This is a genomic window from Tsukamurella sp. M9C, from assembly GCF_020169415.1.
GTDB lineage: Bacteria > Actinomycetota > Actinomycetes > Mycobacteriales > Mycobacteriaceae > Tsukamurella.
This window is the reverse complement of the sequence record NZ_JAIULG010000065.1, coordinates 1-24594: the sequence shown is the minus strand read 5'-3', so window position 1 is coordinate 24594 and position 24594 is coordinate 1. Positions and strand designations below refer to the sequence as shown.

Below are 24594 nucleotides of genomic sequence, written 5' to 3'. Positions count from 1 at the left end.
ACTCGCAGCTCCCACCCCGGCGGGACCGTCGTCCGGGGGCACCGGGTCGGACCGGACGACCAGCACGGTCGCGTCGATGCTGGCCGCCGCGGCCGTCGTGATCATCCTCATCGTGATCGGCGCGAACGTCGGGAAGAGCGACGACACCGGCGTCGGCCCCCTCGGAGCGAAGCCGGGGTTCACGATGTGCGACGGTGACGGTAAGAACTGCAAGGACGAGAACGGCAGGTCGGTCCCCGACATGCCTCGCGACAAGCCGCCCATCGACGGCGTGGCCCTCGTGGGCAACCCCATGGCGTCGACGAACGTGCGGAAGGCCTACGAATCGATGGTCACGGCCCTCGCCCCGACGTCGGTGATCTCGCTGTCCGTCACGAAGTGGAGCGCCGACGCCGAAGTGGTGCGCGCGGACGATCCGTCGCGGAGCCAGAAGTGGACGCTCTCCGGCGGGGTGTGGAAGTACGCCCCGTACGACCGGGGCAACGCCGACGCGCCGGGCTTCGCTCCCACGGCGATGAACCTCGATCGGATCACCGCCGCGATCGCGGACGCGCCGGGAATCACGCGTGCGGTCCGTGAGCCGACGTCGGTGGAGTTCGCCGCGAGCGCGGTGACCATCGCCTACAGCGGCCCGAACGACGCCTCCCCCACGCTGATCCTCGCCCCCGACGGCACCGTCGTCGACTGACGACCCCGCCCGACGGTCCGCCGTCGGCACCGGTTCAGCAGGGCAGGCTAGCCTTGCACGGTAAACCGACGAAAGGGACGTCCACGATGGCCAGCACACTCCGCGACGGCGCGGTGTTCCCGATCTGCCTCCGCGAGTTCGACGTGCTGCGGGTGTCGGACGTGACGCCGGGGATGCGGCGCATCGTCGTCGGCGGCGACGCCATCGGACCGCACGTGCGCGACGGCGTGGACCTTCCGGCGGTGCACAGCACCGGCTTCGACGACGACGTCAAGGTGCTGCTGCCGGACCTGCAGACCGGCGAATTCCCCTTCGAGGTGCCCAAGAACACCGACCAGGGCCGCGTCGACTGGACCGACGGCTCCTTCGAGCACGCCCGCACGTACACCGTGCGCGAGTTCGACGCCGAGGCCCGCGAGATGACGATCGACTTCGTGCTGCACGGCACAGGCCTCGCGGCCACCTGGGCGCGCCGCGTCGAGGTCGGGTCGAAGGTGCTCATCGCCGGCCCCAAGCACTCGGCCGCGCTCCCCCGCGACACCGACTGGCTGCTGATCGCGGGCGACGAGACCGCGCTGCCCGCGATCGGCCGCTGCATCGAGATGCTGCCCGCGGGATTCAAGGCGACCGCGGTGATCGAGGTGGCCGAGCCCGGGCACCACCAGGAGCTCGCCACCGACGGAGACGTCGAGTTCGTCTGGCTGTACCGCTCCGAGGCGGGCGGCGAGTCCCGCATGGTCGAGGCGGTGCAGAACGCCGCGTGGCGCGGCGAGCGCCCCTACCTCTGGGTCGCCGGCGAGACCCTGGGCATCAAGCCCCTGCGCCGGTGGGCGAAGAACGACAAGGGCCTCGCCAAGGACCGCGTCGAGATCACCGGGTACTGGCGCCACCGCGTGGTCGCCACCGTCGACGGCGACGACCAGCTGGTGGACACCAGCCAGGACGAGAACATCCTCTCGGAGATCCACGAGATGACGGAGCTGTTGCCGCCCTTCGCGGTCCGCGCCGCGGTCACGCTGGGGCTGTTCGCCGCGATCGACGACGGGGCGAGCACGGCGGCGGCGATCGCGGCCGCGTGCGGCACGGACGCCCGCGCCACGGAGAAGCTGCTCCGGCACCTCGCCCTGATGGGCTTCGTCGCGCTCGGCGGGAACGGCTACGCCCTGACGGGCCGCGGCGAGTTGCTCACCGACCCCGACGAGCTCCTCGCCGGCAGCCTGCACCACGACCAGGTGCGCACCCGCCTGGACATGTCCTTCGTGCACCTGGTCGACGCGGTCCGCACGGGCACCGCGGCGCCCTTCGAGGGCGGGGATCTCCGCAGCTCGCGGGCCGCGGACGAGAACCTCGCCGAGCAGCTGCATTCCGTCGCGAGTCGCTGGGCCACCTACCGCGCGCCCGCCCTGCCCGAGGCGGTCGACTTCGCATCCGTGCGCACGGTCGCGGTCTTCGGCGACGGCGCCGGCGTGTACGCCGACAACCTGGCGCGCCTGCTTCCCGACGTGACCGTGGCGATCATCGGCATGCCGAGCACCGTCGAGCGGGAGATCGCGGTGGTCGCGCCCGAGCGCCGCGACCGGGTGACGGCGGCGCCCGGCACCGTCTTCGCCGCGCTGCCGCAGCGCTACGACCTCGTCGTGGGCATCGACCTGCTGCAGACGCTGCCGGACGCCGACGCCGAGCTGCTCGTCACCACGCTGCGCGGCAGCGCCGATCGAGTGGTCTTCGTCGGAAACGTGCTCGACCCGGCCACCACCGACGATCACGAGACCGAGGACGACCTGCGGAACCTGTGCCTCTACGGCGGGGGCCTACGGACGGCGGAGGAGCTGGGCGCCCTCGCGGGCGGCGGCGCGCACCGCATCGCACCGCTCGGCTGGGGCACTTTCGTCGTCGAATACAGCGGGGCCTGACCGGCTGCGGCCGTCAGTCGACGAGGTCCGCCGGCACCAACTCGACCGGGAAGGGCTGCTCGATGAGCACCCGTTCTCCGGGACGGACCACGGCCGCCTGCGTGTACTCGTCGTCGACGGGCTCGGTGTGGATCGTGACCGTGCCGTCGGCGTCGACGCGCCAGCAGGACGGAATTCCGGCCTCCGCGAACTTCGCCGCCTTGAGCGTCCGGTCCGTGACCCGCGTGGACTTCGATGCGATCTCGACCACGAGGGCGACGTCGTCGGATTCACTCCACTCCACGTTCGGAGCGGCGCCGGGTCTCAGAGCCACGATGTCGGGGATGAAGTTCCCACCCGGCACCCTGACGCCGATCTCGTAGAGCACGCGCCAACCGTCCGGCACGGCGAGTCGGAGCGCCATGAACAGGTTCCCGCCGATGCGTTGGTGGCCCTGTGACGGTGGTGGCGTCATGAGCAGGCTCCCGTCCACGATCTCGTAGCGGTGCCCGTCGTCCGGCAGATCCTCCAGATCGGCCTCGCCCCAGTAGTCGGGGAACGAGTACGTCGGCTGAGCCATGTCGGCACCTCCTCTCGTGGCGATGACGGTAGATCCTCGGTCTGACAGGTTTCGCCGGCTCAGTCTATGCCGCCATCACTCCGCCGACAGGGCCTCGACGCCGACCACCGCGGACACCGGGATCGGGCCGTAGACGTGCGGGAACAGCTCGTCGACGCCGGGCGCGGGCGGCTCGTACCGCACGTCGAGCCCCGTCGGGTCGATGGACAGCAGCACGAGGTCCGATGCGGGGAGATCGGCGTAGAAACGTTCCCGCACGCCCCGCCACTGCGCGGCGGTGGAGCAGTGGACGAAGCCGACGTCGGCGAGCGTCGCGCCGCGCGTCGACACCGCGTACTCACCGGCCGCGCGGGCGGCGTCCCAGTCGGTCACGAGTGCCAGATGGAAGATCACCCGCGCCACGGTACCGAGGAATCGCCGCCCCTCGTACGACACACGGTCGTAGCGGGATAGGATTCATCCGTATCCCGGGCCCGGCCCGGTGCTCAGCTGAGGAAGCGACGAAGGAGAAGCGAGTGGCAACCACCGACCTGGAGCGTCAGACCACCTCGAAGGTCGACGAGGCCGACGTGCCGTCGCGCGACTGGGGCTGGAGCGGCAACGCCCCCAACGCGGCGAAGATCGCCGGCGTGCTGTTCGCGGTCCTCCTGCTGCTGATGAACATCGGCAACCACCAGGGCAAGACCGAGGACATCTTCCTCATCGGCTTCGCCGTGGCTATCCTCGGCGTGATCCTCATCAACTGGATCTCCACCCGCCGCAAGAAGTGGAAGTACTGAGCTACTTCTCCTCGGCGGCCAGCTGACCGCAGGCCGCCGCGATCTCCTGGCCCCGCGTGTCGCGCACGGTGCACGAAACGCCCTGCGCGATCACGCGGCGCACGAACTCGTCCTGCCGATCCTTCGGTGAGGCGTCCCACTCGCTGCCCGGCGTCGGGTTCAGCGGGATCAGGTTCACGTGCGCGAACTGCCCCAGCTTCTTGCGCAGCTTCTCGCCCAGCATGTCGGCGCGCCACGGCTGGTCGTTCACGTCGCGGATCAGCGCGTACTCGATGGACACCCGCCGGCCCGTCCGGTCGGCGTAGTACCGCGCAGCGTCCAGCACCTCGGCGACGCTCCACCGGTTGTTGACGGGCACCAGCGTGTCGCGGAGCTCGTCGTCGGGCGTGTGCAGCGAGACGGCGAGCGTCACCGACAGGCCCTCGTCGGCCAGCTTCCGGATCGCGGGCGCGAGGCCCACGGTGCTGACGGTGACGTGCCGCTGCGAGATGCCCATCCCCTCGGGGGCGGGCGAGGTGATGCGGCGCACCGCCTGCACGACCCGCTTGTAGTTCGCGAGCGGCTCCCCCATGCCCATGAAGACGACGTTCGACAGCCGGCCCGGGCCGCCCGCGACGTCGCCGTCCTGCATGGCCTTCGCGGCGCTGCGGACCTGGTCGACGATCTCCGCGGTCGAGAGGTTGCGGTCGAGGCCGCCCTGGCCGGTGGCGCAGAACGGGCACGCCATGCCGCAGCCGGCCTGGCTGGAGATGCACAGCGTCGCGCGGTCGGTGTACCGCATGAGCACGGATTCCAGCAGCGTGCCGTCGTGCAGGCGCCACAGCGTCTTGCGGGTGGTGCCGCTGTCGGTGGCGATGTGCCGCACGGGCGTCATCAGCTCGGGCAGGAGCGCCTCGCCGACGGTGCCGCGCGCCGCGGCCGGCAGGTCCGTCATGGTGGCCGCGTCGGCCTCGAGCCGGCCGTAGTAGTGGCGGGCGAGCTGATTGGCGCGGAACTTGGGCAGCCCAAGGTCGACGACGGCCTGCTGCAGCTCGTCGTCGGTGAGGTCGGCCAGGTGGCGCGGGGGCTTGCCGCGCTTGGGCGCGTCGAATACCAGGGGCAGGGAGGTGCTCATAACTCCCCCATTGTCCCACGTCGGCGGCGCGGCGCCGACCAGCGTGATCCGAGCCACCGCGCGTCCCCGCGTGAGGGCCCGCTCGAGGTGGCAGGATGACGACATGGCCAAGGACGAAGACCGCGTTCGAGACAGCGAAGAGGCGATCGGGATCCCCGATCCCGACGTCGACGCGACCGACGCTCGGAACCTTCCCGCGGAGCGGGACGCCGTGGAACCGACCGCCGATCCGGCGGCGGCCGCACCGGCGACGAAGCGGCGCAGCGACACCCGCGATGCGTACGAACAGGTCAAGCACACCCGGTCGGCATCGCTGTGGTCCGGACTCGTCGGTGGCGCCGTCATCCTGCTCGTGCTGCTCGCGTTCATCGTGCAGAACCAGCAGAACACGCAGATCACGCTGCTGTTCTGGGAGGCGAACCTCCCCCTCGGCGTGTCCCTGCTGATCGCCGCCATCCTCGGCGCGCTCCTCGTCGGATCGGCGGGCGGCCTCCGCATCCTCCAACTGCGCCGCGCCGCGAAGAAGCTCCGCGACTGATCCCACCCCGCACCGGTCCGACGGGTCGCGGTGCGGAGGCGGCGCCAGCGATGAAACGATGGGTCCATGCGCGCATGGGTCGTCTGGTCGGTCGCGACGCTCGCGTACGTCGTCGCGATCCTGCAGCGCACGTCCTTCGGCGTCTCCAGCACCGAAGCGGGTGAGCGGTTCGGCGCCGCCCCGGCGACGCTCGCCGCCTTCGTGGTGCTCCAGCTCGTGGTGTACGCGGGCATGCAGATCCCCGCGGGCCTGCTGCTGGACCGGTTCGGCTCCCGCCGCCTGATCGTGAGCGGCGCGATCCTCATGGCGCTGGGCCAGCTGACGCTGGCGCTCACGGAGTCACTCCCCCTCGCCATCGCGGGCCGCGTCGCCGTGGGCAGCGGCGACGCCCTGACCTTCGTCTCGGTGCTGCGCCTCGTTCCGGCGTGGTTCCCCGTGCGCCGGATCCCGCTCGTCACCCAGTTGACGGGCATGACGGGGCAGCTGGGCCAGGTGCTCTCCGCGGTGCCCTTCCTCGCCCTGCTGCACGGCAGCGGGTGGAGCAGCGCCTACGCCTCCGCGGCGGCGCTCGGCCTGTTCGCCGCGCTGGCCGTGCTCTCGACGGTCCGCGACGCCCCGCCCGGCCGGACGGCGCCGCACGTCACGGTGAGGGTCGCGGAGATCCCGGGGATCCTCCGGACGACCTGGATGCATCCGGGCACCCGGCTGGGCTTCTTCACGCACATGGGCACGATGTTCTCGGTGACCGCGTTCATGCTGATGTGGGGCGTCCCCTACCTGACGAACGCCCAGGGTCTCTCGTCGGCCACGGCGGGCGGCGTCGTCAGTTTCGGCGTGCTGGCGACGCTGGCCTCGGGCCCCGTCATCGGCTTCCTCACCGGCCGGTTCCCGGTGCGCCGCTCCTGGATGGTGATCACGATCATCCTCGCGAGCGCGGCGCTGTGGACGGTCGTCCTCGTGCGCGACGAGCCCTCGCCGGTCTGGCTGCTCTCGCTGCTCGTGCTGGTGATCGCCGTCGGAGGCCCCAGCTCCGCGATCGGCTTCGACTACGCCCGCACGTTCAACACGACGCGGGTGCTCGGCACGGCGCAGGGCATGGTGAACATCGGCGGCTTCCTCGCGAGCCTCGTCCTGATCCAGACGATGGGCATGATCATGGGCTCCGGCGCCGGCCTGACCTTCGACGGCTTCCGGGCCGCGTGGATGGCGCAGTACCCGCTGTGGGCGATCGCGCTGATCGGCGTGATCATCACGCGCCGCAAGGCCCGCCGTCGCGAGGGGGTCGTGCCGCGGCCGCTGCGCGAGGCGTTGCGCCGCCGCGCCTGACCCGCCTCAGGACACCATCGGCCTCAGGAGCCCATCAGCGCGGTCAACGCGGCCCACACCACGACGGCGCTGGGCAGCAGCGAGTCCAGGCGGTCCATGATGCCGCCGTGACCGGGTAGCAGGGTGCCCATGTCCTTGATGCCCAGGTCGCGCTTGACCTGGGATTCGAGCAGGTCGCCGAGCGTCGCGGTGATCACCACGACGGGGCCCAGCAGCAGGCCCCACACCGGGTTCACGTCGAGCAGGAACTTCAGCACGAGCACGGCGCCGACCGCGCCGGCCACCATCGACCCGGCGAAGCCCTCCCAGGACTTCTTCGGGCTGATCGCCGGCACCATCGGGTGCTTGCCGAAGACGACGCCCGAGGCGTAGCCGCCGACGTCCGAGCAGACCACGAGGATGATGAGCGCGGCCACGCGCTGCGGCCCGCGGTCCTCGGGGAGCACCAGCATCGCGCCGAAGGACGCGAACAGCGGGATCCAGGCGAGCACGAAGACGGTGGTCGAGATGTCGCGGGTGAAGGAGTTCGGCTCCGCGGTGCTCTGATGCCCCAGCAGTCGCCAGACGATGGCGACCAGCACGGTCGCCACGAACGCGGCGAGCACGCCCTCGGTCCCCAGCGGCCAGCTCAGCCAGATGATGGCCTGGCCGCCGATGAGCATCGGCCACAGCTCCAGGTTGGTGCCGGCGGCGCGGAACCGCTTGACCACCTCCCAGGTGGCGACCGCCATCGCGGCGGCGACCAGCGGCACCCACAGGTGCGGCGCGAAGTACAGGATCGCCACGATGAGCGCGCCCAGGCTCACGCCCACGCCGATGGCGGCCGGGAGGTCGCGTCCGGCGCTGATCTTGCGCTTCGCGGCCTCCTGGCCCGCCTCGGGCGTACCGGGGGTCGGAGCGTCGGAGCCGACCGAGTCGGGGGTGTCCGGCACGGCTAGACCTCCATCAGATCGGCTTCCTTGCGCGCCACGAGATCCTCGATCTGGGCGACGTACTTGGCCGTCGTCTTGTCGAGTTCCTTCTCGGCGCGGGCCACCTCGTCCTCGCCGGCGTCGCCGTCCTTGACGATCTTGGCGAGCTGGTCGTTCGCCTTGCGGCGCACGTTGCGGATGGACACCTTCGCGTCCTCGCCCTTGCTCTTGACCTGCTTGACGAGGTCCTTGCGGCGCTCCTCGGTGAGCTGCGGGATCGCGATGCGGATCAGCTGGCCGTCGTTGGTGGGGTTGACCCCGAGGTCCGAGTTGCGGATCGCGGTCTCCACCGGGCCGAGCTGGTTCGCCTCGTAGGGCTTGATCACCACGAGCCGCGCCTCGGGCGTGGAGATCGAGCTGATCTGGGTGATCGGCGTGGGGGCGCCGTAGTAGTCCACGACCACCTTGGAGAACATCGCCGGGTTCGCGCGACCGGTGCGGATCGACTGGAAGTCCTCCCGGGCCACCGAGACGGCCTTCTCCATCTTCTCCTCGGCGTCGAAGAGCGTTTCGTCGATCACTTGGGTCACACGTCCTTTGCTGCGAAATGAATGGTCGGGTCCGGCGTCACGGCCGGACGAGGGTGCCGATCTTGTCCCCCGCGACGGCGCGGGCGATGTTCCCCTCCTCCAGGAGATTGAACACCAGCATCGGCATCCTGTTGTCCATGCAGAGGCTGAACGCGGTCGCGTCGGCCACCTTGAGGCCCTTCTCGAGCGCCGCGCGGTGGGTGATTTCATCGAACAGCTTCGCGTCGGGGTTGGTGCGCGGGTCGCTGTCGTACACACCGTCGACGGCCTTCGCCATCAGCACGACCTCGGCGCCGATCTCCAGCGCGCGCTGCGCGGCGGTGGTGTCGGTGGAGAAGTACGGCATGCCCATGCCGGCGCCGAAGATCACGACGCGGCCCTTCTCCAGGTGGCGCTTGGCGCGCAGCGGCAGGTACGGCTCGGCGACCTGCCCCATGGTGATGGCGGTCTGCACGCGGGTGTCGACGCCCTCCTTCTGCAGGAAGTCCTGCAGGGCGAGGCAGTTCATCACCGTGCCGAGCATGCCCATGTAGTCCGAGCGGGCGCGGTCCATGCCGCGGTTCTGCAGTTCGGCGCCGCGGAAGAAGTTGCCGCCGCCGATGACGACCGCGACCTCGTGGCCGCTGCGCGAGACCTCCGCGATCTGCTGCGCCACCGTGCTCACCACGTCGGGGTCGAGCCCGACTTCTCCGCCGCCGAACATCTCGCCGCCCAGCTTGAGCAGCACGCGCTTGTAGCCGTGCCGCACCTGATGCTCCGTGTCCTGATCCGTCTGCTGTCCCTGGGCCGTGTCCGTCACGACGACCATCCTATGCGGGCGGCGCAGTTCCTCGGAGCCGGTCCTCGATCAGGTTGCCCAACGCGCGCTGTCCGGCCACCGTCGGATGCAATCCGTTGGCCTCCGGCTCCTGCTCCTTGAGCTTGATCCCGCCCAGGCGCACGTAGGGATCGGGGTCGCAGGCCGTGCGGTCCATCGGGGGCTGGACGTACATCACCCGACGGTCCGCGGCGACCTCGCGGATGAGCCGGTCGAGGCTGCGGTACCAGGTGCGCCAGTGGTCGACGTTCTCCGCGGGGATCCCGGCCCGGTCCAAGCAGGCGAGGTCGGGCGGACCGTCGAGCGGGAACAGCGGGAGGTAGCCGACGAGGACGACCCGGACGTCCGGCGCGGCGGCCTTCTTGATCGCGTCGACGGTGGCCGCGTACTGCGCGCGCACGAAGTTCCAACCCTGCGAGCCCGGCAGGTCCTGGGTGGATGCGGCGGCGCAGCGGTCGTCGGGGTTGCCGAGGCAGTGCACGACGATGTTGCCGAAGCCCAGGGAGTTCGCGCCGATGATGACGGTGACCAGCCGGGTGAACGGCCCGACGCCGTACAGCTGAGGGGAGGTGTTCGGCTTCGGCGAGGGCTGGGTGATGTCGTCGAGCGTCGCGCCGGAGCAGGCGCGGTCCGTGAAGGAGTAGGGCTGCAGGCGCTGCGCGAGGACGTGGCCGAGGTCGTCGCCGTTGCGGGCGCACAGGTCCATCGGCCGCACCTTGGCATGGGAACCGGACGCCGCGTAACTGTCGCCCATGGAGACGTACTGGGCCCCGCCGGGAAGGTCCGGGAGGTAGCTCACGCCGTTGGTCTGGTGGTGCACGTAGCCGCTGCCGCCGCCGATGGTCGTCGACGCTCCCACGGCGAGCACGAGGCACGCCACGAGGGCGATTGCGATCGCACGCCGGATCCAGGACACCCCGGCGACACTACACAGGCGTGAATTCGCTCCTGCGACGCGCGAGGTACGCCGACGGCGAGTACCCGAGGAAGGCACGCATGTCGCGGCTGAGGTGGGCCTGGTCGGCGTAACCGGCCCGCGAGGCCACGTCGGCGGCGCTCTCCCCCGCCTCGAGGGCGCGGCGGGCGGCGTCGAAGCGCATCAGGCGGGCCGCCTGTTTGATCCCCATGCCGAACTCGGCGGTGAACTTCATCGCCAGGTACCGGGCGGACCAGCCGGATCGCTCGACGAGCTCGGCGACGGTGACCCGTCCCTGCCGGGCGGCGAGGTGGGCCCACGCCGCCGCGGCGTCGGGCTGGACCTCGCGGCCCGAGGTCGCGTACCGCCCCAGGACCGCGGCCGCGACGGCCTCCCGGTCGGCGGCGGGGGCCGCCGCCACGCGGCCGTACAGCTCGGCGGCGAGGCCCGGGGAGAGGTCGTCGAGTTCGACGGCCTCTCCCCCGAGCTCCGCCGCGGGGGCGCCGGTGAGGGCGCGGACGAGGCTCGGTCGCACGTCCACCTGGACGCCGCGCTGGAGACCGTCGTGGTGCACCAGGTACGGCGTGGGGTGCATGCCGGAGAGGCAGAGCCGGAACGTAGTGCGGTCGGGCAGGCCCGGCCCCGTCAGGTCCAGGCCGTGCCCGAGGTCGATGATCAGCGTGAGCGTCGGCGACGGGACGGCGAGGTGGGTGCCGGGGAGGGCGCCGCTGATGTCGTAGGCGGCCGCGCGGGCGATCCCGGGCGAGGTCACCCCGCGTAGGTACCGAAACTCCACGTGTTGCCCTCCGGATCGGCGACGGAGAATCCCTTGGACCCATAGTCCTCCTCCGCCATGTCCCGCACCAGGCGGGCGCCGAGCTCCTGCGCGCGGGCGTAGACGGCGTCGGGGTCGGTGACGACCACGTAGACGCTGCCGCTGCCGCGCGGCGTGGAGAAGGTGGTGTCCTGCTTGCAGGTGGAGTGGACCATGACGCGGCCCCCGTCGGGCCAGAGCATCTCGGAGTGGACGACCTCGCCGTCCCCGTCGCCCTCGACGAGGATCCCCTCGTCGAAGCCGATCCCCCGCAGCCATGCCCGCGCGGCGAGCGCGTCGTCGTAGGTCAGTCCGGGCCAGATGTTCGTGTCGGTACGTGTCGTGTTCATGCCTCCAAGACTGGCAGCCGGCGGCACCGTCGGGCTTGAAGGAATCCGCACGCCCACCCGCCCCCCGATTGAACGACGTTCTGGAGAGGAAAACCCCAGGTCGGAATCTCCAGAACAGCGTTCAATCACACAGGGCCGACACACGACGAGGCCCGCACCGACGGATCGGTGCGGGCCTCGTGCGCGGGGACGGAGGAGTTACTCCTGGCCGACCTCGAAGCGGGTGAAGGCGAGGACCTTCACGCCGGACTCGTCCAGCACCTGCTGGACCGACTTCTTGTTGTCGGTCACCGACGGCTGGTCGGGGAGGACGGTGTCCTTGTAGTAGGCCACGGTCTTGCCCTCGACGATCTTCGACAGCGCCTGCTCCGGCTTGCCCTCGGCACGCGCGGTCTCCTCGGCGATGCGACGCTCGTTCTCGATGACGTCGGCCGGAACCTCGTCCCGGCTGGCGTACTTCGCCTTGAGCGCGGCGACCTGCATGCCGGCGCCGCGAGCGGCCTCGGCAGCGGCGTCACCCTCGCCCGAGAACGAGACCAGCACGCCCACGGCGGGCGGCAGGTCGGTGCTGCGCTTGTGCAGGTAGACGGCGACGGGGCCGTCGTACCGCGCGATGCGCCGCACGACCAGCTTCTCGCCCAGCTTGGCCGAAGCGGCCTCGATGCGCGCAGCGACGGTCTCGCCGTCGAGCGGCAGCTCCAGCACGGCCTCGACGGTGGCGGCGTCCGACGCGGCAGCGGCGGCGACGATCGCGTCGGCGAGCTCCTGGAACTCCGCGTTCTTCGCGACGAAGTCCGTCTCGGAGTTGAGCTCGATCAGCACGCCGTCCTTGGCGGCCACGAGGCCCTCGGCGGTGGAACGACCGGCACGCTTGCCGACGTCCTTCGCGCCCTTGATGCGCAGCACCTCGACGGCCTTGTCGAAATCGCCGTCGGTCTCGGTGAGCGCGTTCTTGCAGTCCATCATCCCCGACCCGGTGAGGTCGCGGAGACGCTTGACGTCAGCGGCGGTGTAGTTCGCCATGTATGCGGCTCCTTGCAGTAGAAGGGAATCGGTCCGAAACCGGATCAGGCCTCGGGGGTCTCGGCGGGAGCCTCGGTCGCAGCGGCCTCGGCCACGGGGGCATCAGCGGCGACGGCCTCGGCCGCGGGGGCCTCGGCAGCGACGGTGGCGGACTCCAGCAGCTCCTGCTCCCACTCGGCGAGGGGCTCGCCGGCGCCGGCCTCGGGCTTGGCATCGCCGGTGGCGACACCCGCGCGGGCCTGCACGCCCTCGGCCACGGCCGAAGCCACGACCTTGGTCAGCAGCGCGGCGGAGCGGATCGCGTCGTCGTTACCCGGGATCGGGTAGTCGACGAGGTCGGGATCGCAGTTGGTGTCGAGGATCGCGATGACCGGGATGCCCAGCTTGCGGGCCTCGCCCACGGCGATGTGCTCCTTGTTGGTGTCCACGACCCAGATGGCCGAGGGGACCTTGGCCATATCGCGGATACCGCCGAGGGTGCGCTCGAGCTTGTTCTTCTCACGCGTGAGCATGAGGATTTCCTTCTTGGTGCGACCCTCGAAGCCACCGGTCTGCTCCATGGTCTCGAGCTCCTTCATCCGCTGAAGGCGCTTGTGGACCGTCTGGAAGTTGGTGAGCATGCCGCCCAGCCAGCGCTGGTTCACGTAGGGCATGCCGACGCGGGTGGCCTCTTCGGCGATCGACTCCTGGGCCTGCTTCTTCGTGCCGACGAAGAGGACGGTGCCACCGTGGGCGACGGTCTCCTTGACGAACTCGTAGGCCTTGTCGATGTAGGTCAGCGTCTGCTGCAGATCGATGATGTAGATGCCGTTGCGGTCGGTGAAGATGAAACGCTTCATCTTCGGGTTCCACCGACGGGTCTGATGACCGAAGTGCGCGCCGCTGTCCAGCAGCTGCTTCATGGTGACGACAGCCATGATGCCTCTTTCGTAGTTGCAGTTGTACACGCCGCGACGACCCTCGTTTCCGCTGGTCAGCGGGCGAGAGGCGATGCGCGGTGTCCTGGTGCTCCGCCGCGCTGCACTCCTTCGAGAAGGAGACCGCGCTGCACGGCACGCCCATCGGGCGCCTGGGGAACACGCGTAGTCACCCCGCCATAGGGACGGAGTGCAAGAGCAAGTGTACGCCCGCCGCGCCGACCTGCGAAATCGCCGGGATTCCGCAGGTCGACGGTGCGCCGGCTAGGCGTCGACGGGGTCGGCGCGGCGCGCGGCGGCGCGCTCCTCCCAGAAGGTCGCGTTGACGATGCCCAGCGGTGTCGGGTCGAACTGCGGGTCGATCCCCAGCTTCTGCTGCCGCTCGAAGTCGCGGAGGGTCTTGAAGGCCGCGTTCTGCAGGACCAGGATGCCGATGATGTTGAGCCAGGCCATGAGTCCGACGCCGAGGTCGCCCATCGCCCAGGCGTCCTTCGCGGTCGATACGGCGCCGACAGCGACCGAGGCCAGGATCAGCATCTGCAGCAGCATCGTGAGGATGCGCCCGAGCGGGGCGCTGAGGACGGGCACGATCGCGGTGGCCGCGCGGCCCAGGATGAACCGCAGGTTCGTCTCGGCCATGTAGTAGTAGGCGACGATCGTCGTGAAGCAGAAGAAGGCCAACGAGATCGCGATGAAGCTGGCGCCGGAGCCGTTGAAGACGGTGTCGAAGCCCTGCTGCGCGTACGCGGGACCGACCTCCGGGTCGCCGACGAGCGCGCCGCCGTCGGCGAGAACGCGACCGGACGCGGAGTCGCCCTCGAAGACGCGGTACGCGCCGGTGCTGAGAATGATGAACGCGGTGGCGGAGCAGACGAACAGGGTGTCGACGTAGACGGCGAAGGCCTGCGCGAGGCCCTGCTTCGCGGGGTGGCTGACCTCGGCGGCCGCGGCGGCGTGCGGGCCGGTGCCCTGCCCGGCCTCGTTGGAGTAGACGCCGCGCTTGACGCCCCACATGACGGCGGTGCCGACGAGCGCGCCGAAGCCGGCGGACAGGTCGAAGGCCTCGCGGACGATCAGCTCGAGGACGCCGGGGATCGCGCCGGCGTTGAAGGCCATGATGATCAGGGCCGCCGCGATGTACAGGATCGCCATGAACGGCACGACCACGGAGGCGAAGGTCGCGATCCGCTTGACCCCGCCGATGATGACGAAGGCCAGCACGATGACGGTGCCGAGGGCGGCGACCCAGGGCTCGATCCCCCAGGCGCTCTCCATGGCGACGGCCATCGAGTTCGCCTGCACCATCGGCATGAGCAGGCCGCAGGCCAGCACGGTGACCGCGGCGAAGAGCAGGCCGTAGACGTTCCCGACCACCGCGTACTTGCCGTGCGCGAAGGCGCGCCGGAAGTAGTAGGCGGGGCCGCCGCGGTACTCGCCGGTGAGCTGGTCGCGCTCCTTGTAGATCTGGCCGAGCGTGCACTCGACGTACGAGGTGGACGCCCCGAGGAAGGCCATCACCCACATCCACAGCACGGCGCCCGGTCCGCCGTAGGCGATCGCGGTGGCGACGCCGGCGATGTTGCCGGTGCCGACGCGGCCCGCCAGGGACATGGCGAGCGCCTGGAACGAGCTCACGCCCGACGCGGATTTCTCGCCGTGGATGAGTTGGCCGAGCATGGCGGGGATCTGGCGCACCTGCACCAGCCTCGAGCGGATCGAGAAGTAGACGCCGCCCCCGAGGCACAGATAGATCAGGGCGGGGCTCCACACGTACTCGTTCAGGGTCGCCAGCAGGTCAGACATGGGAGCAACCCTAAAGGGAACTCCAAGGGATCGGCGCGCATCGACGACCTTTGGTTACTCACAAGTAATCCCACCGCAAAGATTCGCCGTCGCACCGCGCCGCTCAGCGCACGAACAGGTCGTCGAGATGGCGGTCGATCGCGGCGAGGGCGTCGGCCGGCGCGATCACCCGCAGTTCCAGCAGGGGCGCCAGGCCGGTCAGCGCGAGCAGCCGGTCCGTCTCGGTCGACGGTGCGCGGTCCGCCGCGATCCGGCCGTCGGCGATCGCGGCACCGACGAGCTGCTCGACCTGCGCGCGTCCCCGGACCATTCCCTCGCGAGTGCGGGCGCGGATATCCTCGTCGTGCAGCGCCTCGAGGACGTAGGCGGCGTTCATCCGGCTGGTCGCGCGCGAATCCGGGTGCAGCGGGAGCATTTCGACGAGCACCAGGCGCAGCACGTCGCGCGGGTGCGGGTCCGCCCCGAGGTCCGCCAGCCCCTCCGCCACCCGCGCCCCGGTCTGCTCCGCGGCGAAGTCCATCGCGAAGCCGAGCAGCTCCTGCCGCGAGGCGAAGTAGTGCTGCACCTGGCCGTGCGACATCCCGGCCTCCTTCGCCACCTCGCGCAGGCTCAGCCGGAGGACGCCGGAGGCGTCCACCACCCGCCACAGCGCACGGGCGATCGCCTCGCGGCGCTCCTGGTGATCGACCTGCTTCGGCACGGCGATTCCTCTCATCCATTCCAATACACTTGAAATAATACAACTGGCTGATAACGTCGAGGGCAGGACACGCCGAGACCGAAGGAGCCGACATGCAGCAGCGACCGAGGATCAGAACGGCGGAGGGCGTCGTCGAGGGCGAACTCGTCGGAGGAACCGCGATCTTCCGCGGGATCCCGTACGCGCAGCCGCCCGTCGGAGCGCTGCGCTTCGCGGCGCCGGCGCCGGTCCCCCGCTGGGACGGGGTTCGCCCCGCGATCGAGTTCGGGCCCCCGCCTCCGCAATCCGGCCCCGGCCCCAAGGCCGAGGCCTCGGACGACGCGAACTGGCTCGCCGCCACCGTGTGCACTCCTGACCCCGCGCGGTCCGGACTGCCGGTCCTGGTGTGGATCTCCTGCGGCGGCTACATGGCCGGCACCGCGGCGGATCCCATGTTCGACCCCACCGCCCTCGCGACCGAGGGCCTCGTGGTCGTGATCGTCCAATGCCGCATGGGCGCCGAGGGCTTCGCGTTGCTGGACGGCGCACCGTCGAACCGGGGCCTGCTCGACCAGATCGCCGCGCTCGAGTGGATCCAGCGGAACGTCGCCGCGTTCGGCGGCGATCCCGACGCGGTCACCATCTCCGGCACGTCGGGCGGTGCGGGATCGGTCGCCGCCCTGCTCACGATCCCGGCGGCGCGACCTCTGTTCCGGCGGGCCATCGCCCACTCGGTCCCGGGCCTGAACATCACTCCGGCGCTGGCGAAGGAGGTCACGGACGCGCTCGCGGACCGCCTCGGGGTCGCGCCGACCGCGGCGGGGTTCGCGAACGTCGGGCCGCAGCGCCTCGCCGAGGAGGTCACCGCGCTCTGCGCCGACTCGCCCGCGCACAAGGACCGGTGGGGCCGGCTCGCCCACCTCGGGATCGTCGTCTGCCCGATCATCGACGGCGACCTGCTGCCGCAGACCCCGTGGGAGGCGTTGACCGACGGGAACGCCGCCGGCATCGAGCTGCTCGTCGGGCACATGCGCGACGAGTTCCGGCTGTTCAGCGTCATGATGGGCGTCCGCGGCACGTTCACCGAGGAGGACGCCGCGACGGCGGTGGAGGTGTTCGCGCCCGGCGACCCCGCCGAGTACCGCGCCGAGTACCCGGACGCGACGGCGGACGAGATGGTGGAGATCGTGTACTCGGACGCCACGTTCCGCATGCCGTCGGCGCTGCTCGCCGCGGCGAACGCCGACGCCGGCGGCACCTCGTACCTGTTCGAGATGCAGTACGCCTCCGAGGTCTACGGCGCCTGCCACAGCATCGACGTCCCCCTCGCCTTCGGGACCCTCGACTGCCCCACCGGCGTCCTCCTCCTCGGCGAGGACGCGCCGGACGGTGCGCGCGCGGTGTCGGACGAACTGCTGCACACCTGGGTGCGGTTCTGCGCCACCGGCGATCCGGGCTGGCCCCGCTACGACGCCGACGGCCGGACAACTCGGCTCCTCGACGCCCCGTCGACGACGGCGCCGTATCCGGAGGAGCGCTCGCGCCGGATCTGGGAGAGCCGCCCGCCGCTGCCGTTCGCCCCCGCCTGAGCGGACCGTCGAGAAGCAGCGATGTCCCCACCGGTCCACGTCACCACCTGGAGGCCCATGGATCCGGGCCGCCGGGCCGCGACGCCCGCGATCTTCGTGCACGGTGTCTTCACCTGGGGCGACGACGACGCGTACGGCTTCGCCGCGCAGCGTCCGCTCGCCGACGAGAGGACGCTGCTGCTGGTCGACCGCCGCGGCTACGGCCGGTCCCCCGACACGGATCGGAGCGACTTCGCCACGGACGCCGAAGATCTCGTAGCGCTCCTCGACACCTGCCCGGACGGCGCGCACCTCGTCGGGCACTCCAACGGAGGGCTCGCGGCGATGCTCGCCGCGGCGCGGCGCCCGGAGGCCGTGCGCTCGCTGGCCCTGATCCAGCCGTCGGCACTGCGGGCCGCGTCCGACCACCCGACGGTGCGCGACGTCCTGGCCCGCGTCCACGCCGGGCCCGCGGCAGGCCCGCCCGACCTGGATCCGGCCGAGTTCCTCCGGCTCTCGACCGAGGGCATGGGGATGACGATGCCGGCACCGACGCAGCAGCGGCTGCGCGCCGTGAGCACGTCGATGCGCGAACGCCCGGTCTGGGAGGCGGATCCGCCGCTGGAGCCGCTCGCCGCCGCGCCGTGGCCCTCGCTGGTCGTCACCGGCACGTGGGACGACGCTCCCGAGGAGTACCGGCGGTACGCGGGCGCGCCACTCCTGGCCTGTGCGGACGCGGTGGCCGACCGGATCGGCGCCCGGCGCCTGCGCGTGCCCGGCTACTACCCGCACACCCAGCACCCCGCGGAGGTCAACGCCGCACTGCGATCCCTGTGGCGCGACTCAGCCGCGTAGCCGCGCGGCGAGACCGTCGAGCAGGAAACGCACGGCGTCGTCGAAGCGCTCGTCGGGCGCGCCCCAGGCGGTCGGCCCGGCCTGCGCCGCGAGGGGGTACTCGTCCGCGCCGATCGCGGCCGCGCGGGCGACGGGGTCGTACCCCGAGACCGGGGCACCGTCGGGCCCGAAGACCTCCTGCTCCTCGATGACGAATCCCACCACCAGGTCCCGCAGGGTGGACAGGGCGAGCGCGGCGTCGCGCAGCGGGAATCCGGCGTCGACAAGCAGGCGCAGGGGCCGCTCGCTCGCGCGCACGACGGCGACGTCGGTGAACTTCGAACCGCTGAAGACCCGGGCGCCGTCGGTGTGCGCGCGGAGTGCGGCGCGCAGCCGACGGGCGCCGTCGGACAGCTCGGTCCGCCACTCGGACGCGGGCGGCCCCGCGGGCAAGGCGCGCCGCATCAGCTCCGTGGCCATCTCGTCGAGCAGGTCGCGCTTGGACGCGACGTGCCAGTACAGCGCCGGCGCCTTGACCTGGAGGCGGTCGGCGATCCGGCGCAGGGTCAGGCTCTCGACGCCGACCTCGTCGAGCACCTCCAGCGCCGCGGCCACCACGTCCGTCCGAGTGAGTCCCACCCCGACAGCTTAACGATGTTAAGGTGACGTCGAATTTAACGCCGTTAAGGAGACCGCATGAAGGCAGCACTCGCCACCTACACCGATGCGCCCGTCTGGGCCGACGCACCCGATCAGGCCGCCGGGCCCGACCTCGTCGCGGTGTCGATGCGGGCCGTCCCGCTGCACAATCTCGCGCGCGGGATCGCGGACGGCCGGCACTACGCCGCCCCCGCGGCGCCGGGCTTCGTCATCGGCGTCGACGGCGTCGGCGTCACCGAGGACGGCCGCCGGGTCTACGTCGCGGCGCCCGGCACCGCGGCCCCGACGGTCGCGGTCCCCGCCTCCGCACTGGTCGAGGTGCCGGACGCGCTCGACGACCTGCAGGCGGCCGCCGCCGTGAACGCCGTCATGTCGTCCTGGATGGCGATGACGGTCCGCACCCGCGTCCGCCCCGGGCAGACCGTGTTGGTGCTCGGCGCCACCGGCGGCTCCGGCCGGCCCGCGGTGGCCGTCGCGCGCCACCTCGGCGCCCGCGTGATCGCCGCGGGGCGCAACACGGACGTGCTCGCGACGGTGGGGGCGGACGCGACGATCGACCTGGGCGCCCCGGAGGCGGAGATCGCGGAGGCGTTGCGCCGCGAGAAGATCGACGTGGTCGTCGACTACCTGTGGGGCCGCCCCGCGGAGCTGACCCTCGCGGCGCTCGAGAAGCGCGGACCGTCGGAGTTCGTGCAGATCGGCACGATGGCGGGCGCGGAGATCGCGCTGCCCGGCGCGCTCCTGCGGTCGACCGACATCCGCCTGCTGGGCAGCGGCTTCGGCTCGTTCACCGCGCAGGAGGTCGCCGCGGCGCGGCCGGACATCCTCGCCGCGGTGGTCGAACTGGGGATCGCGATGGACGTCACCGCGGTGCCCGCTGAGTCCGTCGCCGAGGTCTGGCGGGCGGACACCGCGGGCACGCGGGTGGTGCTCACGCTGTAGCGGGGACCCGGTCCTCGACCGACTCGTCGGCGTAGACGTCCTTGCGCGGCGCGTTGTAGGCGTCCTCGTCGAGGATGCCCTCCTGCTTGGCGACGATGGTCGGGACCAGCGCCTGGCCGGTGACGTTGAGCGCGGTGCGGCCCATGTCGACGATCGGCTCGACGGCCAGCAGCAAGCCCACGCCGGCCAGCGGCAGCCCGAGGGTCGAGAGGGTCAGCGTCAGCATGACCGTCGCGCCGGTGGTGCCCGCGGTGGCGGCGGAGCCGATCACCGAGACGACCACGATGAGCAGGTAGTCCGTGATGCCGAGCGGGACGTGGAAGAACTGGGCCACGAAGATCGCCGCGATCGCGGGGTAGATGGCCGCGCAGCCGTCCATCTTGGTGGTGGCGCCCAGCGGCACCGCGAAGGAGGCGTACTCGCGCGGCACGCCCAGGTTCCGCTCCGTCACGCGCTCGGTGACGGGCAGGGTGCCGATCGAGCTGCGGGAGACGAAGCCGAGCTGCGCGGCCGGCCAGACGCCGCTGAAGAACTGCTTCACCGAGAGGCCGTGCGCCCGGATGATCAACGGGTACACCACGAGCCCGACGATCAGCAGGCCCAGGTAGATCGCGCCCGTGAACACGCCGAGGGAGCCGATGGCGTCCCAGCCGTAAGTGGCGACCGCGGTGCCGATCAGGGCGGCGGTGCCGATCGGGGCGAGGCGGATGATCCACCACAGCACCTTCTGGATGATCGCCAGCAGCGAGGCGTTGAGGGCGATGAAGGGCTCGGCCTTCTCCCCCACCTTGAGCGCGGCGATGCCGATAGCGGCCGCGACCACGAGCACCTGCAGCACGTTGAAGCTGAGCGAGACGGAACCGTCGGACGCCTTGGCCTGCAGGCCGAGGAAGTTCGACGGCACGAGGCCGGTGATGAAGGCCCACCACGAACCGGTGCTCGACGGCGCCTTGCCCTCACCGGTGACCGTGGTGTGCGCGCCGGGCTGCAGCACCAGGCCCAGGATGATGCCGATGATCACCGAGATGAAGGCGGTGATGGCGAACCAGAGCAGCGTCTTGCCGGCCAGCCGCGCGGCGTTGGTCACGTTGCGCAGGTTCGCGATCGACGCGATGACCGCCGTGAACACCAGCGGCACGACGGCCACGGTGAGCAGCTTGACGTAGCTGGAACCGATCGTCTTGAGCGTGCCGACCAGCCAGTTCACGTTGCCGTCGGCCGCGGGCGCCATGTTCCGGGCGATCAGGCCCAGCATCACGCCGGCGACGAGGCCGACGATGATCTGGAAGCCGAAATTCTTCAGCAGCGCGGGTACGCGCGACGGGGTTTCCACAGAGGACATGTCGGGGTGCAACGACGCGCGGCCGACCCGTGTTCCCTTTCACTCACGCTGAGCGAAAGCCTCGCACCACCACCCGCGCGGGCCGTACATTGCGCGCCGGCACGCTGAGGCCGGGCGCCAGCACCTCGGCGACGGTCCGGTCCTCGCCCTCGTCCTCCGTCGCGACGACGTCGACCGCCTCCATCACCGCCGGGTCGAACGCCTCCCCCACCCCGGGGGTCACGACGGTGCCGCCCCGCCCGACGAGCAGTCGCTCGACTCGCGCCGCGACCGCCGCGAAGGCAGCCCGTTCCCGCTCGGACTCGGCGGTGTCGGCGCACGCCGTCACCTCACCGAGGAGGGCGAACAGCTCGACCACGAGCGGCAGGTCGGCGCCGGCCCGGTCCCGGGCCTCCCGCGCGCCCTCCGCATCCGCCAGCCGCTCGACGGTGCCGGCCTGGCGGGCGAGGATCCGGGCCAGGTCCTCGACCCGCTCGGCGAGCCGATCGTCGCGGGGCCCGGGCTCCGTCGGGGCGTCCTCTGCGCTCATGCTCGCCAACCCTAGCGCGCCCCCTGCGCTGCTAACATCCCCGCCATGGGGGTCTACGGGATCGACCTGGGCACGACCAATTCTGCGATCGCGCGCATCGGCGCGGATGGTCGCCCGGAGATCGTCCGCGGGCTGGGCGGGGAGACGACGGTGCCCTCGGTGGTGCTGTTCGCGTCGGCCTACGACCACCTCGTGGGCGAGGGAGCCCGGCGCGAGGCGCGCCTCGACCCCGAGCACGTCTGCAGCCTGGTCAAGCGGCGGATGGGCGACTCGCAGTGGCGCTTCCGCGCGCACGGCGAGACCTGGTCCGCCCCGGCGGTGTCCGCACTCATCCTCAAGAGCCTGGCGGGCGACGTCGCGTTCAGCGGCGGCGAGCCGGTGCGGCGCGTGGTGATCACCGTGCCCGCCTACTTCGGCGACGAGGAGCGCCGCGCCACGATCCAGGCGGGCGTCTACGCGGGCTTCGACGTGGCCGGCGTGCTCTCCGAGCCCATCGCGGCCGCCTTGTCGTACGGCTTCGGGCGCCTCGACGGCGGCCTCGACCTCGGCAAGGGCGCCCCGCGGGAGACGGTGCTGGTCTACGACCTGGGCGGCGGCACCTTCGACGCCACCGTCATCGAGCTCGCCGACCGCCGGATCTCCGTGCTCGCGGTGGAGGGCGACCACCAGCTCGGCGGCGCCGACTGGGACGAGCGGCTCGCGCTGCACCTGTCGCAGCGTTTCTGCGAGGCCAACCCGGACGCGGAGGACCCGCTCGACGATTCCGCGGGCTCGCAGGCGCTGGTCCTCGCCGCCGAACGGGCCAAGCACGAACTGACCCTCGCCGACCGCACCGACGTGGTGATCGCGCACGACGGTGCGCGCGCGGTCGTCACGCTGACCCGCGCGGAGCTGGAGGAGATGACGGCCCCGCTGCTGCGGCGCACCGTCGACCTGGCGCGGGACTGCCTCAAGACCGCCGAGAAGCGGGGCGTGCACAAGGTCGACCGGCTGCTGCTCGTCGGCGGCTCCTCGCGGATGCCGGCCGTGGCCCGCGCCCTGCGCGAGCAGCTCGGCCTCGACGGCGAACTCCACGACCCGGACCTCGCCGTGGCCCGCGGCGCCGCCCTGTACGGCGAGAAGCTGGAGATGGAGCGCCTCGTCGCGGCCGATCTCGTGACCCGCGGCCTACTGCCCGACGGCGCTCCCCCTCTGCACGCGCAGGCGGCCGAGCTGGAGAACTCGATCGCCCGCGTCGCGGCCTCCTTCCAGCAGCCCGTCTCGCTGGTGCGGCGGATGCTCGAGATCCAGGTCGACACCGTGATCTCCCGCGGCTTCGGCGTGCTCGCCGTGCACGATCACGGGGACCTCGGCGTGACATGGCTGGTGGAGCGCAACCAGACGCTGCCGGTCCGCGTGCGCCGCTCCTTCGGCACCATGCGCGAGGACCAGCAGCAGATCGAGGTCACCGTCGTCGAGCAGCAGGGCCAGGTCGCCTCGCAGCGCCTCGGCGACGCGAAGCTGTTGGTGGAGGGCACGATCCGCGACATTCCGCCCGGTTACCCCGCAGGGAGCGAGGTGCGCATCACCTTCGAGATGGGCTTCGACGGTGTCCTGCACGTCACGGCGCACCACGTGGACGCCGACCTGCCGCTCACCCTGTCCGCGCAGACCGGGGCGATGCTCTCGCAGGCCGACGTGGAGCGCGAGCTCGGCCAGGTGCAGCGGTCGCGGCGTCGCGACTGAGGGGCCAGCCATGACGCCGATGCCGCCGTTCGATCCCAACGGCTACCGCAAGCGGGTGCTCGCGGACGTCGCCCGACGCGGCGGCCCCGAGAACGCCGACGCCTTCGAGCTGTACGACCTGCCCCTGGACGACGCCGCGGCTCTCTCCGACGCCGAGGTCGCGGCGCGCCTCGACGAGGTCTGGGGCTTCTGGCAGCGCCAGCGCGACCACCCGAAGTACCGCACGCTGGTCGCGCGGCTCGTCGACGAACACGAGCAGCGCAGCGCCCCACTGCGGGCCGCCGCGAGCCGCGCGTCCGAGGCCGCGCGGGTGCGCGCCGAGCGGGAGGAGCGGGACGCTGCCCGGTACGAGATCCTCGACACCGCCATCGCGCGGCTCGTCGAACGCCACGGCGGCGTGCCCGCCGAGAAGGTCCCGGGCCTCGAGGAGATCGGCGCGCTCGGCGGGCTGACCGCGGCGGAGGTCGCCACCCGGCTGCGGCGCCACCGCGTGCTGCCGGGCACGGCACTCGCACCCGAGCCCGCGGGTCTCACCGCCCAGCGCCGGGCGCAGATCCGGGCCCTGCTCACGGAGTGGAGCGAGCTCTGCGGCGAGCCCGTGCCCACCCTGTTCGCCCTACTCGGACTGGGGATCGCCGACGCGCACGACGGGGTGGAGATCCGCGAGCGCGCCGACATCCTGCACCGCCGCGCGCGCGAGATGCGCGCCGGCCGGGGCCGCGCGGTGCTCGACGAGCTGGGCGTGCACGTGCGCGAGGTGCTCACCGTCGGCGGCCCGCTCGCCGACGCCTACGCCCGCGCCGTCGTCGAGGACGCCACGGAGGCGCTGCGGCCCAAGGTCCGCGCCGCGATCCTCATCGAGGACCGGCTCATCGGCCCCGACTACGAGTACCTCGCCACCGAGGGCGACGAGCTGGGCCTCGACCGCGCCACCGCCGAGCGGGTACTCGCCGAGCTGGCCGCCGAGTACGGCGGCGGGATCGGGCACGCCCCGCCCGCGTCGGCACCCGGCCGCACCGCCCCGCCGACGGCCAACCCGGCTCCGGCCGGCGGTCCGCGGGCATGGGAGGCGCCGCTCAAGGCCGCCCGCGCGGCCCTGCGCCGCGGCCGCCCGGCGGAGGCGGCGCGCCTGGCCGCGGAGGCCCGGGCGCTCGACGACGGCACGGCCGGAACCCAGCTGCGGACCGTCGCCGACGAGGCGCAGCGCGTCCTCGACGAGGCCGCGGGCCTGTGGCCCGAGGTCGCCGCCGCCCGCGC

At 71.8% G+C, this 24594-nt stretch carries 25 protein-coding genes and 1 pseudogene; 10 read left to right on the top strand and 16 right to left on the bottom strand.

All coding sequences use genetic code 11. The features are described from left to right. Both LB823_RS21770 and LB823_RS21765 read left to right on the top strand, forming a co-directional pair. Window positions 1-688: hypothetical protein (locus LB823_RS21770; RefSeq protein WP_224651526.1), on the top strand; the 688-nt coding region annotated here is incomplete at its 5' end. A gap of 86 nt (window positions 689-774) precedes the next feature. Further along, window positions 775-2601, top strand: a complete 1827-nt coding sequence (locus tag LB823_RS21765) for a siderophore-interacting protein (protein WP_224651525.1) — start codon at window positions 775-777, stop codon at window positions 2599-2601. 13 nt (window positions 2602-2614) lie between these two features. Here LB823_RS21765 and LB823_RS21760 read toward each other — a convergent pair whose 3' ends face one another. Continuing rightward, window positions 2615-3160 (bottom strand): Uma2 family endonuclease, encoded by a 546-nt coding sequence (locus LB823_RS21760; RefSeq protein ID WP_224651524.1) that lies wholly within the window; start codon window positions 3158-3160, stop codon window positions 2615-2617. A gap of 75 nt (window positions 3161-3235) precedes the next feature. Further along, a complete protein-coding gene (locus LB823_RS21755) occupies window positions 3236-3553 on the bottom strand; it encodes a DUF952 domain-containing protein (RefSeq protein ID WP_224651523.1) in 318 nt (105 codons plus the stop codon). A gap of 122 nt (window positions 3554-3675) precedes the next feature. Here LB823_RS21755 and LB823_RS21750 point away from each other — a divergent pair, with 122 nt between their 5' ends. Then, window positions 3676-3939, top strand: a complete 264-nt coding sequence (locus LB823_RS21750; RefSeq protein ID WP_224651522.1) for a DUF2631 domain-containing protein — start codon at window positions 3676-3678, stop codon at window positions 3937-3939. 1 nt (window position 3940) lies between these two features. Here the strand turns inward: LB823_RS21750 and rlmN are convergent, their stop codons facing one another. Further along, window positions 3941-5053 (bottom strand): 23S rRNA (adenine(2503)-C(2))-methyltransferase RlmN, encoded by a 1113-nt coding sequence (gene rlmN / locus LB823_RS21745; RefSeq protein WP_224651513.1) that lies wholly within the window; start codon window positions 5051-5053, stop codon window positions 3941-3943. Window positions 5054-5156: 103 nt separating this feature from the next. Here rlmN and LB823_RS21740 point away from each other — a divergent pair, with 103 nt between their 5' ends. After that, window positions 5157-5591 (top strand): lipopolysaccharide assembly LapA domain-containing protein, encoded by a 435-nt coding sequence (locus tag LB823_RS21740; protein ID WP_224651511.1) that lies wholly within the window; start codon window positions 5157-5159, stop codon window positions 5589-5591. 66 nt (window positions 5592-5657) lie between these two features. Next, complete coding sequence (locus tag LB823_RS21735; RefSeq protein WP_224651510.1) at window positions 5658-6917, top strand: nitrate/nitrite transporter; 1260 nt, start codon at window positions 5658-5660, stop codon at window positions 6915-6917. Between the two features lie 23 nt (window positions 6918-6940). On the opposite strand, the gene LB823_RS21730 is transcribed toward LB823_RS21735, so the two are convergent. The 10 genes from LB823_RS21730 to LB823_RS21685 form a co-directional block, all read right to left on the bottom strand. After that, entirely contained in the window at window positions 6941-7849 is a 909-nt protein-coding gene (locus tag LB823_RS21730) for a phosphatidate cytidylyltransferase (RefSeq protein ID WP_374201371.1), read from the bottom strand. A gap of 2 nt (window positions 7850-7851) precedes the next feature. Beyond that, window positions 7852-8409 (bottom strand): ribosome recycling factor, encoded by a 558-nt coding sequence (gene frr / locus LB823_RS21725; RefSeq protein ID WP_224651509.1) that lies wholly within the window; start codon window positions 8407-8409, stop codon window positions 7852-7854. 46 nt (window positions 8410-8455) lie between these two features. Continuing rightward, window positions 8456-9226, bottom strand: coding sequence for a UMP kinase (pyrH, locus tag LB823_RS21720; RefSeq protein WP_224651508.1), 771 nt, complete (start codon window positions 9224-9226; stop codon window positions 8456-8458). Window position 9227: 1 nt separating this feature from the next. Next, window positions 9228-10151 (bottom strand): SGNH/GDSL hydrolase family protein, encoded by a 924-nt coding sequence (locus tag LB823_RS21715; RefSeq protein ID WP_224651507.1) that lies wholly within the window; start codon window positions 10149-10151, stop codon window positions 9228-9230. Between the two features lie 10 nt (window positions 10152-10161). Then, window positions 10162-10923, bottom strand: coding sequence for a helix-turn-helix domain-containing protein (locus LB823_RS21710; RefSeq protein WP_224651506.1), 762 nt, complete (start codon window positions 10921-10923; stop codon window positions 10162-10164). Continuing rightward, a complete protein-coding gene (locus LB823_RS21705; RefSeq protein ID WP_224651505.1) occupies window positions 10920-11315 on the bottom strand; it encodes a VOC family protein in 396 nt (131 codons plus the stop codon). Before LB823_RS21705 ends, LB823_RS21710 begins: the two co-directional genes overlap by 4 nt. A 198-nt stretch (window positions 11316-11513) precedes the next feature. After that, the gene (gene tsf, locus LB823_RS21700; protein WP_224651504.1) at window positions 11514-12338 is read right to left on the bottom strand and encodes a translation elongation factor Ts; all 825 of its coding nucleotides are present in this window, start codon (window positions 12336-12338) and stop codon (window positions 11514-11516) included. Between the two features lie 44 nt (window positions 12339-12382). Then, window positions 12383-13255 (bottom strand): 30S ribosomal protein S2, encoded by an 873-nt coding sequence (gene rpsB, locus LB823_RS21695; protein ID WP_224651503.1) that lies wholly within the window; start codon window positions 13253-13255, stop codon window positions 12383-12385. 264 nt (window positions 13256-13519) lie between these two features. Continuing rightward, window positions 13520-15058, bottom strand: a complete 1539-nt coding sequence (locus tag LB823_RS21690; protein WP_224651502.1) for a sodium:alanine symporter family protein — start codon at window positions 15056-15058, stop codon at window positions 13520-13522. Between the two features lie 103 nt (window positions 15059-15161). After that, window positions 15162-15758 (bottom strand): TetR/AcrR family transcriptional regulator, encoded by a 597-nt coding sequence (locus LB823_RS21685; protein ID WP_224651501.1) that lies wholly within the window; start codon window positions 15756-15758, stop codon window positions 15162-15164. A gap of 92 nt (window positions 15759-15850) precedes the next feature. On the opposite strand from LB823_RS21685, the gene LB823_RS21680 reads away from it, so the two are divergent. Both LB823_RS21680 and LB823_RS21675 read left to right on the top strand, forming a co-directional pair. Continuing rightward, window positions 15851-17326, top strand: a complete 1476-nt coding sequence (locus LB823_RS21680; RefSeq protein ID WP_224651499.1) for a carboxylesterase/lipase family protein — start codon at window positions 15851-15853, stop codon at window positions 17324-17326. Window positions 17327-17347: 21 nt separating this feature from the next. Then, window positions 17348-18160 carry an alpha/beta fold hydrolase gene (locus tag LB823_RS21675; protein WP_224651497.1) on the top strand — a complete coding sequence of 271 codons (813 nt, stop codon included), beginning with the start codon at window positions 17348-17350 and terminating at the stop codon, window positions 18158-18160. Here LB823_RS21675 and LB823_RS21670 read toward each other — a convergent pair. Further along, window positions 18149-18778 carry a TetR/AcrR family transcriptional regulator C-terminal domain-containing protein gene (locus LB823_RS21670; protein WP_224651495.1) on the bottom strand — a complete coding sequence of 210 codons (630 nt, stop codon included), beginning with the start codon at window positions 18776-18778 and terminating at the stop codon, window positions 18149-18151. The genes LB823_RS21675 and LB823_RS21670 overlap by 12 nt on opposite strands. A gap of 57 nt (window positions 18779-18835) precedes the next feature. Here LB823_RS21670 and LB823_RS21665 point away from each other — a divergent pair, with 57 nt between their 5' ends. Beyond that, window positions 18836-19741 carry a zinc-binding dehydrogenase gene (locus tag LB823_RS21665; protein ID WP_224651493.1) on the top strand — a complete coding sequence of 302 codons (906 nt, stop codon included), beginning with the start codon at window positions 18836-18838 and terminating at the stop codon, window positions 19739-19741. Here the strand turns inward: LB823_RS21665 and LB823_RS21660 are convergent. Together LB823_RS21660 and grpE are read right to left on the bottom strand one after the other, a co-directional pair. Beyond that, window positions 19731-21083, bottom strand: coding sequence for a dicarboxylate/amino acid:cation symporter (locus LB823_RS21660; protein ID WP_224651491.1), 1353 nt, complete (start codon window positions 21081-21083; stop codon window positions 19731-19733). The genes LB823_RS21665 and LB823_RS21660 overlap by 11 nt on opposite strands. Window positions 21084-21126: 43 nt before the next feature. Continuing rightward, the gene (gene grpE, locus LB823_RS21655; protein WP_224651489.1) at window positions 21127-21612 is read right to left on the bottom strand and encodes a nucleotide exchange factor GrpE; all 486 of its coding nucleotides are present in this window, start codon (window positions 21610-21612) and stop codon (window positions 21127-21129) included. Window positions 21613-21657: 45 nt separating this feature from the next. Between grpE and LB823_RS21650 the strand changes: the two genes are divergently transcribed. Beyond that, window positions 21658-23337: an Hsp70 family protein gene (locus tag LB823_RS21650; protein WP_224651487.1), complete on the top strand. Its 1680-nt coding sequence runs from the start codon at window positions 21658-21660 to the stop codon at window positions 23335-23337. 10 nt (window positions 23338-23347) lie between these two features. After that, window positions 23348-24594, top strand: a pseudogene (locus LB823_RS21645) (hypothetical protein); the annotation flags it as partial.